Consider the following 16,938-nt stretch of genomic DNA (forward strand, 5'->3'; position numbering starts at 1 on the left):
GCGTGTCGAGCAGTTCACCGCCCGGTCGTGGGGCGATCTCGAGCGGCAGCACCGTGAGCGCTGGACCGAGTCGGATCACCAGCGGATGACCGAGGCTCTGTCCTACACGGTGACCGGTACGACCGAGAAGGAGGAACACCTGTTCGGCGTACCGGCCGACCGGTAGTGCGAGACCCCGGCCGGACGTGACGACCCCCGGTCAGGCGTGCAGGAACCTTGTCGTCATCCACTGATCGGGACCCACGAAACCTGGAGGTCGCCATGCCCTACATCACCACCACCGACGGAACCGAGATCTACTACACCGAGCAGGGCACCGGAAAGCCCGTGGTGCTGAGCCACGGATGGCCGCTGTCGTCGGATGCCTGGCAGGTCGAGCTCAAGCTGCTCGCCGACGCCGGCTACCGGGCCATCGCCCACGATCGCCGCGGACACGGCCGGTCGTCCAAGACCTACACCGGCAACGACATGGACACCTACGCCCGTGACCTCGCCGAGCTCGGCGAGGCTCTGGATCTGCAGGAACTGACGTTGATCGGCCACTCGACCGGCGGCGGCGAAGTCGTCCGCTACGCCGCCCAGCACGGCGGATCCCGCGTCGCCCGCGTCATCACTGCCGGCGCCGTCCCGCCCATCATGCTGAAGTCGGAGTCCAACCCGGAGGGCACTCCGATCGAGGCACTGAACGACATCCGCGACGGCGTGCTGACCGACCGCTCGCAGTTCTACCAGGATCTCGCGCAGCCGTTCTTCGGCGCCAACCGTGACGGCGCCGCGATCTCGCAAGGCGCGATCGACGACTTCTGGCGTCAGGGAATGCTCGTCAACCTCGCTGCCGCCTACGACTGCGTGAGAGCGTTCTCCGAGACCGACTTCACCGAAGATCTGAAGGCGCTGACGGTCCCGATCTTCATCGCCCAGGGTGACGACGACCAGATCGTCCCCATCGCGGCGGCGGCCCTGAAGTCCATCGACCTCGTCCGGGACGGCACGTTGAAGGTGTACCCGGGCGCACCGCACGGCATCTACGGCGACTACCAGAAGGCCCTGGACGCAGACATTCTCGACTTCCTCGCCCGATGACCACTCCCCTCGCCCTCGGGCCCGTCGGCAACGTCTTCTACTTCGTCGACGACCTCGAGGCCGCAGTCGAGTGGTACTCCGCCCGGCTGGGTCGCACACCGATCCAGCGGGGCGGGGCACTGGTGGCCTACGACATCGACGGGGTGCGGCTCACGCTGCACGAGAACGACGACTACAACTCGTCCGGGCCGGCCGGAGTCTCCGCCTACTGGACCGTGACCGACGTGGATGCGATCGTCGCGGACTGGACAGCCCACGGAGCGGTTGCACACCGGGGACCCAAGACGGTCTTCACCGGTGAACGGCTGTGCCAGCTGCTCGATCCGTTCGGCAATCTGTTCTCGGTGCGACAGGCTACTGCGCAGACGAGTGTCGACGGCTAGGACAGGGGATCAGAGATCGAAAAAGCGGCCACGTATATCGCGTGGCCGCTTTTCTGAACTGTGTGGAGCCGCGAATCGAACTCTTGACCTTTTCTTTACGAGAACGACGATAGACGTTCAGGCGGGTTCATCTGAGGTTGCGAAACACCGCCTGAACTGCGACAACCGTCCGTGCCGGTGCACGACGGTTCACGGCCGTTCGTACCGACACGTGTCACTGTCGTGGCATCGAGGAAAGTGTCGAGCGGGTCCTGAGTCCTGGGGCTCGGACACGAACCGCCGTCAGATAACCGTTGCGATCGACGATGGCACGCCCCGGTCGGTGTCGCTGGCCGACCGAGTGCGCGCACCCTTGCGCATCCAGCAAACGTGTTGGGGCAATGTCGACCGCCGCGCCGCGCCCGCTGGACGAACCGGGCCGCCAAAGGTCGGGTGCGCCACCGCAGCCGCACGAAAGCAGGACCCCGAACGATGCTCGAAAGGACCGAGCGCCCGGTGTCGGCACAATGAGAGACGCGACGTCGGACCGGGCCTCTAGGGACACGTCTACGAATGGCTCACTCTACCGACTGCTTGGTCGATCACTTTTCCCAGTGCTTGCATCGCCGCCACCTTTGGTTGGTGGGCAACAACGGCATTGACAAAGTCAGCAGCGTTGCTAATCACCGTGTGTTTAGAGACGAACTCTCCGATGATGTACTTCCCTCGAACCATGGTCCATAGGTCAGGAAGCGCCTTCTGCCACGCCGCTTCCCCTTCTGCGATGGCACCTTCGATAGTTGCGGCATCTGCCTGAACACGTGTTTGGGCAGCGACGCCGCGCAGATTGGAAAGGGCGTCGCCACCGCGCGGGGATGGCCAAATGATCGATACACGCTCACGCAGAACGCGCTGCGCGTACTCCGCAATCGCGTTGTCTTTGTGCGCGAGAAGCATGTCATCGAGAACTCGCCGTGTCGAGGGCAGATCAGGACACGTTGCAGGTTTGAGGAGTTTGCCCTCGATAGCTTTGCCGAGAAACGCGTCATCCTGAAGCAACACGCCCTCTACGTCAGCAGCCGGCCACACATGCACTTGCGTCGCGATGCTCGGCGACGGCGCAGCGGCCCGGACATCGGCATCAACCACCCCAACGATCGGAAGATCGTACCGAGACAGTGACGCCACCAAGCTGAGGACCTGGCGGCGGCCTCCCGCATCTTGAATTGCGTTGGAGGCCACCGACGGTAGGAGTAGCGGGATGATGGAAGCATCGAAGCTGCCTTCGGTGAGAAGAAGCACCTCAGACTGGGTGAGAGTGCTGGCATGGAAGCCTGCCTCTCGATAGAGGTCCAGTCGGTCGGACTCCGTCTCGACCAACTGCGGAGGCTTTGTGTGACTGAGGCGGACGATGGCGGATGGGGTAATTGAGTCGGAATCGCGGGACTATGGGTGGCTACAAGCATGCGGCCGTGTTCGCCGAGACCGGGCCGGAGCGCTTTAAGCAGGCGGGTGCTCAACGCCGGATGCAGGTATGCGTCTGGTTCGTCGATGACAACGAAGCTTCGACCCTCACCTGCACGAAAGACGCGGCTGATCACGATGAGGGCTTGCCGCTCACCGCTCGAAAGGTCGTTAACCGAGTGGGTGGAACCGTCCGCGAGTCCTATTCGAAGTGCGGAACTGTGCTCTGCGGTGAGGGGTAATAGTTGCTTCGGGTGCAGCAGCTCATCGACGGCGGCCTTGAACGAGTCCCACCGAGACGGGGTTGTCTTCACACTGGGTTGATTCCCCGATAGTGCGCCTTGAATGCAGAGTGCTGATGCGTAGGACTCGAACTCCGAGTCATCGAGTCGAGCAAAGTTGTTTCGAGTTTCCTGGAGCTTCGCGACGGTGACATCATCGCTGAGTTGTGTGAGATCAACTCCTACTGAGTTCGGCGGTGCCAGCCGCCGTTCCGCTGGCAGGTAAACGAGGTTCAGGCTGGGTTGGAGCTTGAGTACTTCGCTGCTGCGCGTCATATACTCCAACGTGAATTCGTTCACGTTGGGCGTGATGGTATGCCCGGCTAACGGTTTGGATTGGGCGGTGTAAATCGCTTCGGGCGGAACGGGACCTTCATGGTCGCCCCAGCCAGATTGGATGCGGAATTGATCTAGGACGTCCCGCTCGGCGTCGGAGAACGTAACAGTGACCTCGACAGTCGCGTCCATATCGGGGTTGCGTGGAGCTGGCATGGACCTGTTCCATGGGATCAGCATGCAAGCGAGCAACTTCGACTTTCCTGTGCCGTTGGCTCCAGCCAGTGCCGCAACCTGCGCGTCGGGGATGTCTGTCGTTCCGTCATGGAGGCCCGCGATGTTGGTCGTGGCCACCCGAGTGATTCTCACAGGACCCACTTTGGCACGCAGCTGCGCCTAAGTGCTCGTTCGAACAGCGGCGTGTCCACCGCCCGTATGACCGTTGAAACCCACCGCGACGCACAGGAAGGCAGAAGGCGACCATTTCCCGTTGCCAAGAATGAACCCGCCCGCCACCGCACGGTACGCATCGCACGGATGGTAATTCCAGGACCCATCGCGTCGGCGTGGCTCGAGGGCCACCTCGGTCACCCGGTCGCAAGGGCGGGTCTGGCTTGGCCGCGGCCGGCGGTTTGGAGTATCCGTCACAATCGGGGGAATGTTGTTTGCAGACCTAGCGAGCGCCGGAGTTCCGTTTAGTCATAATACTATTATCGGCAATGATTATCACTGTCGGAACCTACGTTCGATGCTCGCGCCACTAAGCAGCTCGGCAAGCGTCTCCGGGAAGATCTGTCCTGCAGGTCGTACCTCGACGAGGGTGGTGTTCCACGCCGGAGCCTCGATTAGCTCTCGGTGATGATGCCTTGCTGAACGACCGTAGCCACCAATCCGCCGTGCTCGTTGAAGATTCTCCCCTCTGCCAGACCGGATCTGGGGGTGTTCGAGCTGGAGTTCTGGACGTACAGGTACCAGTCTCCCGAGCGGACGTCGCGGTGAAACCACAGATTGTGGTCGATGCTCGCAGTGCGCATCATGTGTGCACGTTCGAGGTCCCCGCGCGCGTGACTGATCACGGGGAGCAATGAGCGATCGCTGGCGAATGCGAGGACCGCCCTGTGAGTGTTCTGGTCTGTGCCCGCGGCGGGGGCTGTGCGAAACCAGAATCGGCGATCGTCGGTCGTGCCGTCGATGTACCTGATGTCCACCGGCCGCGAGGCGGTCTGCCAGTTCTCTCGCGCGGGCAGTTTGATGCCATCCGCAGGTAACTCGAGGAGCCGCCGACGATGCACTGGTTCCACGGAGTCCGGTGGCGGCACAGCGGGTGCCGGCGAGGCCGCCGTATTGTCTGGTCTTCCTGCCGCATCGGGTGTGCAGAAGGACAACGACAGCCGTGCCAGTTCCCGCTCCGCCTGGATCACGGAGACCTCGCGGATCGAGAACGACCCCCCATCTCGCACCGTTGTGACGTCGTACTGCAGGCGCCTGGTGTGAGTTCCTGTCCGGAGAAAATAGGCATGCAACGAATTCACCACTCGTGCCGGGTCGTCGACCGTCGCCGCGGAGGCGAGTATCGCTTGAGCGACCAGGTGACCGCCGAAGGTTCGTTGTTCGAACCCCCGGACGGGATACCCGACGTAACGAGAGGTGGTGACCTCGACGTCGGTCCTCTCGCTCAAAGGCTCCGCCTCGATTGCGAGGCGCCGGGTCAACGACTCGTGGTTGATCACGCCTGGTACCGACGTGTCGTCCCCATCGACGAAGAGCTCAACTTCACCAGCCATGTTGATAGACAGTACTCTATAGAGTGTGTAACGTAGATCATGTTGGCCGTTTGGTGTGGTCCCTCCCACCGCGGCTCGCCGTCCTTCGACCGTCGCGCTCCCAGGAGTTGAGCCCATGAACGAACACCATGCCGACCACGCCCCCAGGTCGTTCGCCCAGCGAGTGATCGACCCGAAGTCGATCGCCATCGTCGGGGCATCGGACGATCCGAAGAAGACCACGGCTCGCCCGCAGCAGTTCCTGGCTCAGGCGGGGTACGCCGGCAACGCGTATTTCATCAACCCGCGCCGCGAGACGGTGCAGGGGGCCAAGGCGTGGCCGAGCCTGTCCTCGCTCCCCGAGGTGCCTGAGCATGTCTACATCATGACCGGCGCGGAGGCAGCCATAGCAGCCGTCGAGGAGTGCGCGCAGCTGGGAGTCACCGCCGCCACAGTTCTGTCGTCCGGGTTCGCGGAGGACGGACTCGAGGGCGTCGAACGCGAGGATCGTCTCCGCGCAGCGGCAGCGAAGGGCGACGTCCGAGTCATCGGCCCGAGCAGCCTGGGCGTGGTCAACCCGCGCACGGGCGTGATGCTCACGGGTAATGCAGCATTCGGCGAACCGGACATCCCCGCCGGCGGCGTGTTCGTCGCATCCCAGTCCGGCAGTGTCATCGGCTCGCTGGTGAGCAGGGCTCGTGGCCGAGGTATCGGATTCGCAGGGCTGGTGTCCACCGGCGGCGAGGCAGACCTGTCGCTCGGTGCTCTGTGCGAGTCGATGGTCGACGATCCCGGTGTCACCTCGTTCGCTCTGTTCCTCGAATCGCTGCGCCACTCCGAAGATCTCGCCTCGTTCGCGCAGGCGGCCGCCGCGGCAGGCAAGCCCGTTGCGGTGTACAAGCTCGGCCGCTCCGATGAAGCCGCCGCCCTGTCGGTGTCGCATACAGGAGCCCTGGCCGGCGAAGACAGCGAGTCCGAAGCATTCTTCCGCGCCTGCGGCTTCGCTCGGGTCTACAACTTCGAATCCCTCGTCGAGGCTCCAGGACTCCTCCTGCGCGTCCCCGTCTCCCCCACACCCGTCTCCCCCCGAGTCGGCGTCGTCACCACCACCGGCGGCGGTGCCGCGATCATGGTCGACCAGCTCGCACTGCGCGGACTCACCATCGCCGGACCCAGCGAGGAACTGGTCTCGACCATGGCCGAGCGGGGCGCGACCATTCCCCACAGCCTCATCGCGGACCTCGGTCTCGCCGGAGCCCGACACGACATCGTCACTGCTGCACTGGATGCGATGCAGGACAGCGGCGAGTTCGACCTGATCGTGTTCGTGATCGGATCTTCCGCCAGACTCAATCCCGAACTCGCAGTGCAGGCCATCTCGGAGCGCGGCGACCACGCCGTACCGATCGTGGCGTTCGCACTTCCCGAAGCGCCGGATGCTGCAGCGCTTCTGAACGAGTCGGGCGTGCCGGCCTTCCGCACCCCGGAGTCGTGCGCCGACGTCGTCGCGGCCACCTACGGCCGCGTCCCGGCCACCATCGGCAACGGCGCCCGGTTCGCCGTGGACGCAGCGGCACCGACCGCGGTTCTCGACGAGAAGGCGTCCGGCGAACTCCTCGCGTCACTGGGTGTCGAGTTCTGCCCCTCCGTAGCCGTCGAGATCGCCACCATCGACGACACATTCGACATTCCCTTCACCTACCCGGTCGTGGTGAAAGTCCTGTCCGACCAAATTCCGCACAAGAGCGATGTCGGCGGTGTGGTCCTGAATGTGCACGACGCCCGCGGGGTGCGTGACGCAGCGCGGTCCATCGTGGACAACGTGGCGCGGCACGAGCCCGGCGTCGTCGTCGACCGCGTCCTCGTGCAGCAGATGGCGCCCCGGGGCCTGGCCGACGCGCTCGTCGGATACCGCGTCAGTGCCGACGTCGGTCCGCTGGTCGTCCTGTCCACGGGAGGCGTTCTCGCCGAGATCTTCGCGGATTCCTCGATCCGCCTGGCACCGGTCGACACGGCCACCGCACGGGAGATGATCGGCGAGGTCAAGGGCTTGTCGGTGGTCACGGGATATCGCGGGCTGCCCGAGGGCGACCTGGAAGCGCTCGTCGCCACGATCGTCGCCGTGTCGGAGCTCGCCGTCTCCCATACGGTCGTCCTCGAAGCCGAGATCAATCCGGTGTCCATCCGCCTCGCCGGCGACGGTGTGGTCGCCCTGGATGCACTTGTTCGCCGGGTCTCCTCGTCCGACCGTGTCGAGCCGGCCGCAGAGACGGCATCCGCGGCGTTGCACTGACATCGAACGCCGTCGGCCCCGAACCCGTCCGGGTTTCGGGGCCGACGTGCAAGATTCGAGCCTCAGAACTCGAAGAGCTCGGACGGGTTGTCCACCGACAGCTTCTGTCGAGCCGAAGCGTGCAGGTGAGTGCGCCGAGTCTGCTGACACGTCAGGTGCTGCTGAGCTCGAACCAGACGTTGCCTGTGTCGAGCAACGACAGGGTGGACTGGACGGATGTGCTGCCCGGACCCTCGGCGAGATCCACGCGTCCCGGATGGGTCGATCACGACCCGAACGGGGATTCGTGAGATGACGTCGTGGCGGTTCGCGGCCCCGGTGCCAGACACGTGACCTCGTTGTGCAAACGGCACGACATTCTCCGCAAGAAGAATGTCGTCGTCAGTGGGGGGCGGCCCCAGGTGCAACACGGATCAGAGCCGCATTCCGCGCACGCCTTGTCGGGAAGTCGTGGGAGACCGGCGGGCGGCATTGACAACCGTCGTTCTGGTTCGTCCCGTTGCTGCGGTCAGTCGCACCGAGCGGACATACCGCCGTCGACGATGATCTCGGTCCCCGTGATGAACCGAGCTTCGTCCGAAGCCAGGAACAGTGCCACGTTGGCGGTGTCCCGACCGTCGCCCATGAACCCGATGGGTATGCGGGCAAGTCGCTGCTCCAGCAATGTCTCCACGTCGCCACCGGAGCGCTGTCCGGCGAGCCGCACCTCGACCATCGGTGTGTGCAGCTGTCCGGGAACGACCGTGTTCGCCCGGATGCCGGACGGCGCGTATTGCACGGCGACCGACCGGGTGAAGGCGATGACGCCGGCCTTGGACGCGGCGTAGGCGGCCTGGGCAGCGCCGGTCCAGCGAATGCCGGACGTCGACGCGGTGTTGACGATCGATCCCGCGCCGGCGCTCTTCATGTGCGGCAGAACGTGCTTGCATGTCAGGAAGGTCGTGGTGAGGTTGAATTCGAGCTGCTTGTTCCACTCTTCCTCGGTCATTTCGACCGGCCCACCGGCGCGAGATCCACCGACGTTGTTCACCAGCACATCGATTCTGCCGACCTCGTCGATGCATCGCGTCACGACCTCGGCCACTGCGCGCGTGTCCGTGACGTCGCACTGGAGGGGAACGATCGATCCTGCGGGACCGTCGGATCGCTCCACTGTCTCGTTGAGGGCATCGATGTTCAGATCGACCGCATAGACGGTGGCGCCCTCCTGCGCGAAGCGGACGGCGGATGCTCGGCCGTTACCCCAGCCCGGCCCGACGCTGCCCGCTCCTGTCACCAGGGCGACTCTGCCTTCCAACCGACCGGTCATACCGTCACGTCACTTTCTGTCGGTTCACGTGTAGTTGTCGGCTCGGTCTGGCCGACATGGAGAGCGACGAGGAATCGGGACACCATGTTGTACGCCGCGATGGTTCCCGTCAGTTCGACGAGCTGCTGTGTGCCCAGGAGGTCGTGGACAGCTCTGCTCAGATCGTCGGACACCGCCACCGATCGCGTCATCGCGTCGGTGTACTGCAGGACGAGCAAGTGGTCCTCGGCCAGGGGAGCAGTGTCCGCCCCGAGTTCCAACGCCGAAACTTGCTGCTCCGACAGACCTTCCGCGCGGGCGAGGGGAGCGTGGGCACGCCATTCGTACGCAGCACCGTTCAGCGCCGCGATCCGGCAGATCGCGAGCTCCCGGAGCGAGCCAGGCAAGGTCATACTGGATCTGACGGCACCGAGCAGTGCGTTCCACCCGTCCGCGAACGGCTCGTTATGCAGCAGCGCCTCGTCGAGCGGGGTGAGATGACCGCCTCGTCGTGTCCGGACTCGTTCGGCTACATCGCTGTCACTCGCAGCGGGGGGCACCCTGGCCAATGGTCTGTCGTCCTTTCTGGCACTGAATCAGCACCGAGAGCAAGTGGCTCGTCAACGCGTGGTCGATGTCCTTCGAGCGCTCCGGGGCACGCCGAGGCGGTTGAATGCGTCCCGAATGTCTTTTGCCTACAACAGAACCGCAGGATCTCCGACCGTGAATCCGGGCCCGGTGACCTCCGCCAGCTGATCCAGTCTGCGTCGGACGTCGTCGAGGCTCTGCGCTCGCAGCCACGGCGTCAGACCGCCCACGTGCGAGGGAAAGCCGTAGGCGAGGGTGAGCATCAGGTCGATGTCGCCCGCACGGTCCGCGATGGCCTCGGACAGCAACAGTGCCGCCTCGTTGACCATCGAGAGCAGGGCACGGTCGACGATCTGGTCGTCGGTGAAGGGAACGCGGGCGATGCCTTTTTGTGCCGAGGATTTCTCGATCAGTGCCGCCACCGAAGGATCCGGTCGAGGTGTCCGCGATCCGTTCGGGTACCGGTACCAGCCGGAGCCGGTCTTCTGCCCGAAACGGCCCAGTTCGCACAGCGTGTCGGCGACATCGGGGTATCGCTCCGACGGGTCTCGGGTGGCAGCCTTGGATTGACGCATTCGCCAGGCGATGTCGAGGCCTGACATGTCCGAGACCGCGAACGGGCCCATGGCGAAGCCGAAGGCGACCAGCGCACGGTCGATCTGCTCCGGGTAGGCGCCTTCCTCGAGCATCAGTTCGCACTGGCGTCGGTAGGCGTTGTAGATGCGATTGCCGATGAACCCGTCGCACACACCGGCGACGATCGGGAGCTTGCGCAGAACGGCAGCCGCGCTCAGGGCGCGATCGAGCGATTCACGCGAGGTGTCTCGTCCGCGCACCACTTCGAGCACGGCGGCGCGATGCGCGGGGCTGAAGAAGTGCATGCCGACCAGTCGTCCCGGTCGTTCGATCACGGAGGCGAGGTCGTCGACATCGAGATACGAGGTGTTGGTCGCGAGGGTGACGTCGGGCCGTACGACGCGTTGCAGTCGGCGCAGCAGGTCCTTCTTCACCGCCATGTCCTCGAACACGGCCTCGATGACCAGGTCGCATCCTTCGAGTGCCGAGATCGACTGACCGGGAGTGAGCAGCATCAGTGCCGACTCGGCCTCGTCGCGTCGCATGCGCCCACGCTCGATTGCCGTGTCGTACGTCGTGCGCAGTCGGTCGACCGCGGCGCGCGCAGATGCCGGGTCCTTGTCGACGAGTACCACCGAGGTACCCGATTCGACGAAGGCCCGAGCGATGCCGGCGCCCATCGTTCCAGCACCGACGACGCCGACCGCGTCGACCGCCCTGCGCAAGGACGGGCGGTTGGCTTTCGCGGTCTCACGCCGAACGAAGAACAGGTGCCGCAGCGCGGCCGCCTCGGGTCCGTTCCGCAGTCGGGTGAACTCGGACCGTTCGAACGCAGTGGCGACGCTCGACGGCAGAGCGACACCGCTCAGGACAGCGGACACCGCAGCCGCGTACTGGGGCCGCCCACCACCCTTCGCGAGAACCTTCGCGGCGGTCCGTTCGAGGTCGCCGGGAACCTCGTCCGGAGCGACCGGGAGGTCGAGCAGCACCCTCTTGACGGCGCGGTCCCTGGCGAACGCGACCGCCGCGTCGCGCAGCGGTGCTTCGGTCACGAGATCAACCAGCGAGTGTTCGGCGGCCCACTCGACCGGCAGTCGCCGTCCCGAGGTGATCAGTTCGAGAGTGCGTGCGGGGCCGAGGATCCGGAGCGGGCGCTGAGTGCCACCGGCGCCGGGGATCATGCCGAGGGTGATCTCGGGCAGTCCCACCAGACCGCCGGCGCGGGCGACTCGCGCGTCGCAGGCCAGAGCCAACTCCAGGCCTCCCCCGAGAGTCGCGCCGGACAGCGCCGCCACCACCGGTTTGGGGGAGGCCTCGATGGCCGCGATCACGGTGGGCAGGGTGGGTTCGGGAACGGGTCCGTCGAATTCGCGAAGATCGGAGCCCGAGATGAAATTGTCCCCCGCGCCGATGAGCACGACTGCCTCGACCGTGTCGTCGGCGAGGGCATCGGACAATCCAGTGAGAAGCCCGGCGCGCACTGCGGCGCTGCTGGCGTTCACGGGCGGGTTGTCGATGGTCAGGACCGCGACGGGACCGTCCGTGCCGTAGGCGACCACGGAACCGGTGGAGGAGTGCGCGATCGTCCCGGAACTCACCGGGCGGCTTCCGGCTTGGGCAGGCGCTGGCTGAACTTGCGGTCGAACACTTCCTCGGCGATGCGGTTCTTGAGCATCTCGAGCGATCCTCCGGCGATCATCCAGCCGCGGGTGCGTCTCATGCAGTATTCGACGAGGGACTCCGAGCTGTACCCGAGGGCTCCCATCGCCTGCATCGCCTCGTTCGCGGCGAGGAAGCCGGCCTCGTTGGCGGCGAGCTTGGCCACGGAGGTTTCGTAGGCGGAGGGCAGGCCGGCTTCCGCATTGCGGACCGCACGCTCGAGCAGTAGGTCCGCGCCGTCGAGCGCCACGGCAACCTCGGCGAACTTCCACTGCAGTCCCTGGAATTCGTTGAGGGTGCGACCGAACTGCGTGCGGTCGCTGACGTGCGCGCGCGCAGTGTCGAATGCCAGGCGCCCCAGAGCCAGTGCGCGGGAGGCATTTCCGATGCGCTCGACGTTGAATCCGCTCATCTGCTTCTTGAACCCGCCGGGGCCGAGCAGCACGTTCTCCCGTGGTACGTACACGTCGTCGAAGTAGAGCTGGCACCACTGCTCACCGCTCATGTAGTTCGACGGCTTCCCGAATGTCAGACCGGCCGTTCCCCGCTCGACGAGGACGGAGCCGATGTTCCGTGTGCCCGGCCCGAAGCGGACGTAGACGAGGAAGAGTGTGGCGTCGACGCTGTGCGTACCCCAGATCTTGGTCCCGTTCAGGCGGTAGCCGTCGCCGTCCTCGGTCACGGAGGTCTCGAGTTCGGTCGCAGCGGAGCCTGCACCGGGCTCGCTCATTCCGAGGCTGATCAGGGCGTTGCCCGAGAGCAGATCCGGGAGGTACTTGCGCTTCTGCTCGTCGGTTCCGAACTCGGCGAAGGTGCGGATGGCCCCGAAGTTTCCGGCTTGCAGAATGTCTGCGCTCTTGGGGCAGTGTTGCGCGACTTCCTGGATGACGGCGACGGCGTCGGCGAGAGTGGCGCCCTGGCCGCCGTCCTTCTCGGCGATGGTCAGCCCCAGCAGCTCCTGGCCCCCGAGCAACCGTGCGATGTCCCAGGAGTAGGCCGGATCGTGAGCACGCTCGAGCGCTCCGTCGGCGAGATGCCGGGCAGAGAACGCCCGTACCGAGTCGACGAGAGCTGCGCGGTCGTTGAGTACTGCAGTCATGACTGTTCCTAACTCGATGATCTATAGAGGAGAAGGGTGGGCTCCGCCGCTGGTCGTGTCGACCGACTCAGCCCATGTAGTTGAACGCCTGCTTCCACCATTCCTCGTCACGAGCGGCGAACTCGTTGTACTGCTCTTCGGTGAAGAGGTGGAACTGCGGCGAGTCCGCTTGCGGGAGCTGATACTTACCGCCGGCTTTGACCGGCTCCATGTCGGTGCGAGCGGGGACGAACCCTTGAGAGGCGGCGAAACCCTGTCCCGACTTGGACATCGTCCAGTTCATGAACACCTGGGCGGCGGGATTCTCGAGGCCGTTCGCGGTCATGCCCATGAGGTTCTCGGAGGCGGAGACGCCCTTGTCCGGGATGACCAGTTCGATGGGGGCTCCGGCGAGTTCGGCCGCGAAGGCGTTGTTGAAGCTCAGGGATGCGATCGAGATCTCGCCGCGGGCCAGCGCATCGACCTCGGTGGAGGTCGAGTCGAAGATGCGTGGGTTCTGTCGACCCTGCTGCTGGAGGAATTCGCGTCCGAGGGTGTCGATCTGAAAGTGCGCCAACGCGTTCAGGGTTCCGCCGGTGGTGACGGCGACGACTCCGAGCTTGCCCGCGTACTTGGGATCGATGAGGTCCTCCCACTGGGTGGGCTGGTTCTCCTCGATGATCGCGTCGTTGTAACCCATGGCGTTGACGAAGTAGTAGCAGTTCAGATACGTGTCGCGGACGCCGGTGTTCTGTTCGCGCAGCAGCTCGTCGAAGGGTGTCGTGTAGGAGACGAAGACCCCCTGCTCGGCGAACTCGCTCGCGACGCGGGGGTCGGTGACGCGAGCGATGTCGGCGCCCAGTTTGCCGGCGCCCTGTTCGGAGAGCACCCGCTCGGCGAGCTTGTTGGTGGGGAGCCGCGTCAGCTCGATGTCGAGCCCGGTCTCCTGCTTGAACCGCGCGGCGGTGAGATCCTCGGCTTCCTTGCCCGTTCCGGAGTAGAGCTTGACCACACCTCCCTGCGCGGCGTCCCAGAGGGCCTTGTCCGCGACGAGTTCGCCGTCGATGACAAGGCCATTGCTGGTGTCGACGTCGGAGGGAGGCAACAACTCCCGGGCTTGTTCGTCCTTGCCGCCGCCTTCCTGACCGCAGGCGGTCAGGGTCACCGCGAGTGCGGTGACTGCCACGAGGGCGCCGGCGGCGCGGGTGATGCGCCGGGTTCGAGTGATCACGGAAGTACCTTTCGGGCCGGGTGTCTCAGGCATGGCCGGTTCCGCTCTTCGCGCCGATCCGGCGTGGAAGGTAGCTGAGAACGAACATGATGGCGCAGTAGATGAGCGCCATGGCCGATGCCTCGCGAAGTGCGCCGCCGTTCTCGAACTGGTCGTAGATGGCGATCGAGAGGATGCGCGTGTCGGTGGTGTAGAGGAAGAGCGGGACGGTCAACTCGCGCATGCTGAGCATCAACAGCATGAGGAAGGTGGAGGACACGGCCACTCGGAGCAACGGAATGGTGACGAACGAGATCGCGCGAGAGCGTCTCGCTCCCAACAGTACTGCGCTGTCCTCGAGGTCGCGATCGGTGGACTGAATCGCGGCGGCGATGCCGCGGAATCCCTGGGGCATCTGCACTGCGAGGAAACCGATGATCAGGACCCACAACGTTCCGTACACGGGGACGGGCATGACCAGCCAGGTCCACAGCAGACCGATGCCGAGCACGATGGCCGGGATGGCGAGCGGCACCATGGACAGTGCTTCGAGCAGGCCGCGGGCGTAAGAGCTGGTGCGGTACACCGTGTATCCCACGAGGAACGCCAGAATGGTTCCGCCGGCGGCGGCCATCACCGACACGAGCACGCTGTTGGTGGCCGCGGTGCGGAAGACGTCGGAAGAGAAGACGTCGGCGAACGAGGTGATGTCGAGTGCACCCGGCTCGGTGAGACTGCCGAACGACTGCATGTACGGGGAACTGCGAATGGCGGAGAGGAAGAGCGCAAGCAGTGGTAGCACGATCGCGAGGGTGAAGTACAGCAGTGCGAGCACCAGCGCGGGTGTGCGGAGCTTGCCGAGGTCGAGTGTGCGCGCCTTGACGCCCTTGCCCGACACCGTGGTGTACGAGCGCTTCGCCAAGACTTTCCGCTGCACGATGGTGATGGCGATGACGGCCGCGACCAGGACGATTGCGATGACCGATGCCTCGTTGCCGCGCGAGGGCGAAGTGTTCATCAGGCGGTAGATGAAGGTGGGGAGCGTGTCGATCTGCCCGGGGGTGGCCAGGACCTGAGCCACCGGAAAGTTCTCCAGGATGAGAATGAACATCAGAAGGCCGGAGCCGAGAATGGCCGGCAGTGCGAGCGGAGTGGTGACCGACCGGATGGTGCGCCAGGTCGAGGCGCCGTGGACGCTGGAGGCGTCCTCGAGGTCGGGGTTCATCAGCGACATCGACGCGTGGATCAGCAGGAATGCGTAGGGCGCGTAGTACATCGCGAACACCATGACCACACCGCCCATGGAGTACATGTTGACCGGGCTTCCCATGCCGAGGTCGCGGAAGCCGACGTTGATCAGTCCGGCGCCGGGGCTGCCGAGAATGGACCAGGCCAGGGCTCCGACGTACGAGGGCAGGAACATCGGCATGAGTCCGATGAGGAAGACGAAGGACTTGCCGCGGACGTTGGTGCGGGCGGCGATGAACGCCAAGAATCCGCCGATCAACAGTGCCAGCACCGTAGCGGCGAAGGCGATGATCAAGGAATTGATCGTGGCGCCGAGGACACCCGCTTCGAGGAGGACGTCGACGTTCTTCAGGGTCAGGTCGAAGGAGATGCTGCCAGGGCGCGGGACGGTGTCGCTGAAGGCGGCCAGCAGGACGAATCCGGCGGGGACCAGGACGAGGAACGCGACGACGAGGAGCAGTGGGAGGCTGGCGATCTTCCCACGCCGACCGATCTTGTTATTGCGCTTGCGCGGGGGCAGGGGCGCAGGAAGCGGGCCCGGTGCCGGGGCCGCTTTTTCGAGAACGGAATGGCTCATGCCGCCACCGCCGACCGGGTGTCGGCGATCGGCGCCTCGTCGGGCAGCACCTTGACCGCGTTCGCGGCAATGGTGACTTTCACCCGTGCTCCGTGTGCGAGAACTCCGTCGGTGGGCGGTGCGCAGACGGCGTCGAGCTGTAGGCCGCCGTCGAGTGTCACCTTGCACCGGATCGTTGCGCCCTGGAAGACCGCGATCTCGACGACTCCGTCGAGCACGTTGCTCTCCGACGAGGACTGTGCGGCTGCGGCGTCCCGCGGGTGGTCGAGGGTGACCGTGATGTCCTCGGGTCGGATGCAGGCACTCGCGGCAACGGCGGGGACATCGTGGACCGAGGCGAGAACGACGGACGAGCCGGCGAGCTGCAGTGCACGCGGTGTCGAGCCGGCGGTCACCGGGAAGACATTGGTAACTCCCAGGAAGCTCGCGATCGACGCACTCACCGGGGAGCCGTAGATCTGTTCAGGGGTGCCGAGTTGGCTGATCCGACCTGCCTGCATGATCGCGATGCGATCGGCGAGGGCGAGCGCCTCCTGCTGATCGTGGGTGACGTAGAGGCTCGTCAGGCCTCGTTCGGTCTGGATCCTGCGCAGCTCGACGCGGAGGTCGTCACGCAGTCGGGCATCGAGGTTTGACAGGGGCTCGTCGAGCAGGAGAACGCTCGGGGACATGGCCATCGATCTCGCCAGGGCGACGCGCTGCATCTGGCCGCCGGAGAGCATGCTCGCTCCCCTGTCCGCGAGGTGCGCCAAACCTACGAGTTCGAGGACGTCGAGGGCTTCCTGGCGGCGCTTCGATCGGGCGACGCCCTTCATCTTGAGAGGGAACGCGACATTCTCCAGAACTGTCTTGTGCGGCCATACCGCGTACGACTGGAACACCATGCCGACATTGCGCTTGTACACCGGGACCACGCGCCCGGAGTTGCCGTCGAAGACGGTCTTGTCGCCGATGGAGATCGTGCCGCCGGTGGGCATCTCCAGCCCGGCGATGCACCGCATGGTGCTGGTCTTGCCGCAGCCCGATTCGCCGAGCAGCACCACCGACTCGCCGTCGGGAATGATCAGATCGAGGCTCTTGATCGCCACGAAATCGCCGTAGGCGAGTTCGAGGTCGTGCACTGCAACCTCCATGAGAGGGCCTTCCTGTGTTCGGGCGCGAGCCCCGATGAGCGTGAGTGGGTCGAGTTCGG

General features: G+C 65.1%; 12 protein-coding genes and 1 pseudogene. 3 read left to right on the forward strand and 10 right to left on the reverse strand.

Features of this window, described 5'->3' with window-relative positions; translation table 11 throughout:
* The first annotated feature begins 261 nt into the window (after positions 1-261).
* Together BR07_RS0117455 and BR07_RS25275 are read left to right on the forward strand one after the other, a co-directional pair.
* Positions 262-1,083, forward strand: a complete 822-nt coding sequence (locus BR07_RS0117455; RefSeq protein ID WP_027506529.1) for an alpha/beta fold hydrolase — start codon at positions 262-264, stop codon at positions 1,081-1,083.
* A complete protein-coding gene (locus BR07_RS25275) occupies positions 1,080-1,466 on the forward strand; it encodes a VOC family protein (RefSeq protein ID WP_051613530.1) in 387 nt (128 codons plus the stop codon). Before BR07_RS0117455 ends, BR07_RS25275 begins: the two co-directional genes overlap by 4 nt.
* A 546-nt stretch (positions 1,467-2,012) precedes the next feature.
* Here BR07_RS25275 and BR07_RS27675 read toward each other — a convergent pair.
* The 3 genes and pseudogenes from BR07_RS27675 to BR07_RS0117475 form a co-directional block, all read right to left on the reverse strand.
* Positions 2,013-2,825 carry a hypothetical protein gene (locus BR07_RS27675; protein WP_027506530.1) on the reverse strand — a complete coding sequence of 271 codons (813 nt, stop codon included), beginning with the start codon at positions 2,823-2,825 and terminating at the stop codon, positions 2,013-2,015.
* A gap of 68 nt (positions 2,826-2,893) precedes the next feature.
* A pseudogene (locus tag BR07_RS27900) lies at positions 2,894-3,706 on the reverse strand (AAA family ATPase); the annotation flags it as partial.
* A 605-nt stretch (positions 3,707-4,311) separates the two neighbouring features.
* On the reverse strand, positions 4,312-5,250 hold the full coding sequence (locus BR07_RS0117475; RefSeq protein WP_027506532.1) for an acyl-CoA thioesterase: 939 nt from the start codon (positions 5,248-5,250) through the stop codon (positions 4,312-4,314).
* A 115-nt stretch (positions 5,251-5,365) separates the two neighbouring features.
* Here BR07_RS0117475 and BR07_RS25280 point away from each other — a divergent pair, with 115 nt between their 5' ends.
* Complete coding sequence (locus BR07_RS25280) at positions 5,366-7,522, forward strand: acetate--CoA ligase family protein (RefSeq protein ID WP_051613531.1); 2,157 nt, start codon at positions 5,366-5,368, stop codon at positions 7,520-7,522.
* 508 nt (positions 7,523-8,030) lie between these two features.
* Here the strand turns inward: BR07_RS25280 and BR07_RS0117490 are convergent.
* The 7 genes from BR07_RS0117490 to BR07_RS0117520 all read right to left on the reverse strand — a co-directional run bounded on the left by BR07_RS0117490 (position 8,031) and on the right by BR07_RS0117520 (position 16,879).
* Entirely contained in the window at positions 8,031-8,831 is an 801-nt protein-coding gene (locus BR07_RS0117490) for an SDR family NAD(P)-dependent oxidoreductase (protein ID WP_027506533.1), read from the reverse strand.
* The gene (locus tag BR07_RS0117495; RefSeq protein WP_269320105.1) at positions 8,828-9,370 is read right to left on the reverse strand and encodes a carboxymuconolactone decarboxylase family protein; all 543 of its coding nucleotides are present in this window, start codon (positions 9,368-9,370) and stop codon (positions 8,828-8,830) included. The genes BR07_RS0117490 and BR07_RS0117495 overlap by 4 nt, the downstream gene beginning before the upstream one ends.
* 135 nt (positions 9,371-9,505) lie before the next feature.
* Positions 9,506-11,572, reverse strand: a complete 2,067-nt coding sequence (locus BR07_RS0117500) for a 3-hydroxyacyl-CoA dehydrogenase NAD-binding domain-containing protein (RefSeq protein WP_231476419.1) — start codon at positions 11,570-11,572, stop codon at positions 9,506-9,508.
* A complete protein-coding gene (locus tag BR07_RS0117505; protein ID WP_027506536.1) occupies positions 11,569-12,732 on the reverse strand; it encodes an acyl-CoA dehydrogenase family protein in 1,164 nt (387 codons plus the stop codon). Before BR07_RS0117505 ends, BR07_RS0117500 begins: the two co-directional genes overlap by 4 nt.
* Before the next feature lie 67 nt (positions 12,733-12,799).
* Positions 12,800-13,942, reverse strand: coding sequence for an ABC transporter substrate-binding protein (locus BR07_RS0117510; RefSeq protein WP_027506537.1), 1,143 nt, complete (start codon positions 13,940-13,942; stop codon positions 12,800-12,802).
* 25 nt (positions 13,943-13,967) lie between these two features.
* Entirely contained in the window at positions 13,968-15,746 is a 1,779-nt protein-coding gene (locus tag BR07_RS0117515; protein WP_231476420.1) for an ABC transporter permease, read from the reverse strand.
* On the reverse strand, positions 15,743-16,879 hold the full coding sequence (locus tag BR07_RS0117520; RefSeq protein WP_027506539.1) for an ABC transporter ATP-binding protein: 1,137 nt from the start codon (positions 16,877-16,879) through the stop codon (positions 15,743-15,745). The genes BR07_RS0117515 and BR07_RS0117520 overlap by 4 nt, the downstream gene beginning before the upstream one ends.
* Between the last annotated feature and the right edge of the window lie 59 nt (positions 16,880-16,938).

The sequence above is a fragment of the Rhodococcus sp. UNC23MFCrub1.1 genome, assembly GCF_000686025.1.
In the GTDB taxonomy this organism is placed as follows: Bacteria; Actinomycetota; Actinomycetes; order Mycobacteriales; family Mycobacteriaceae; genus Rhodococcoides.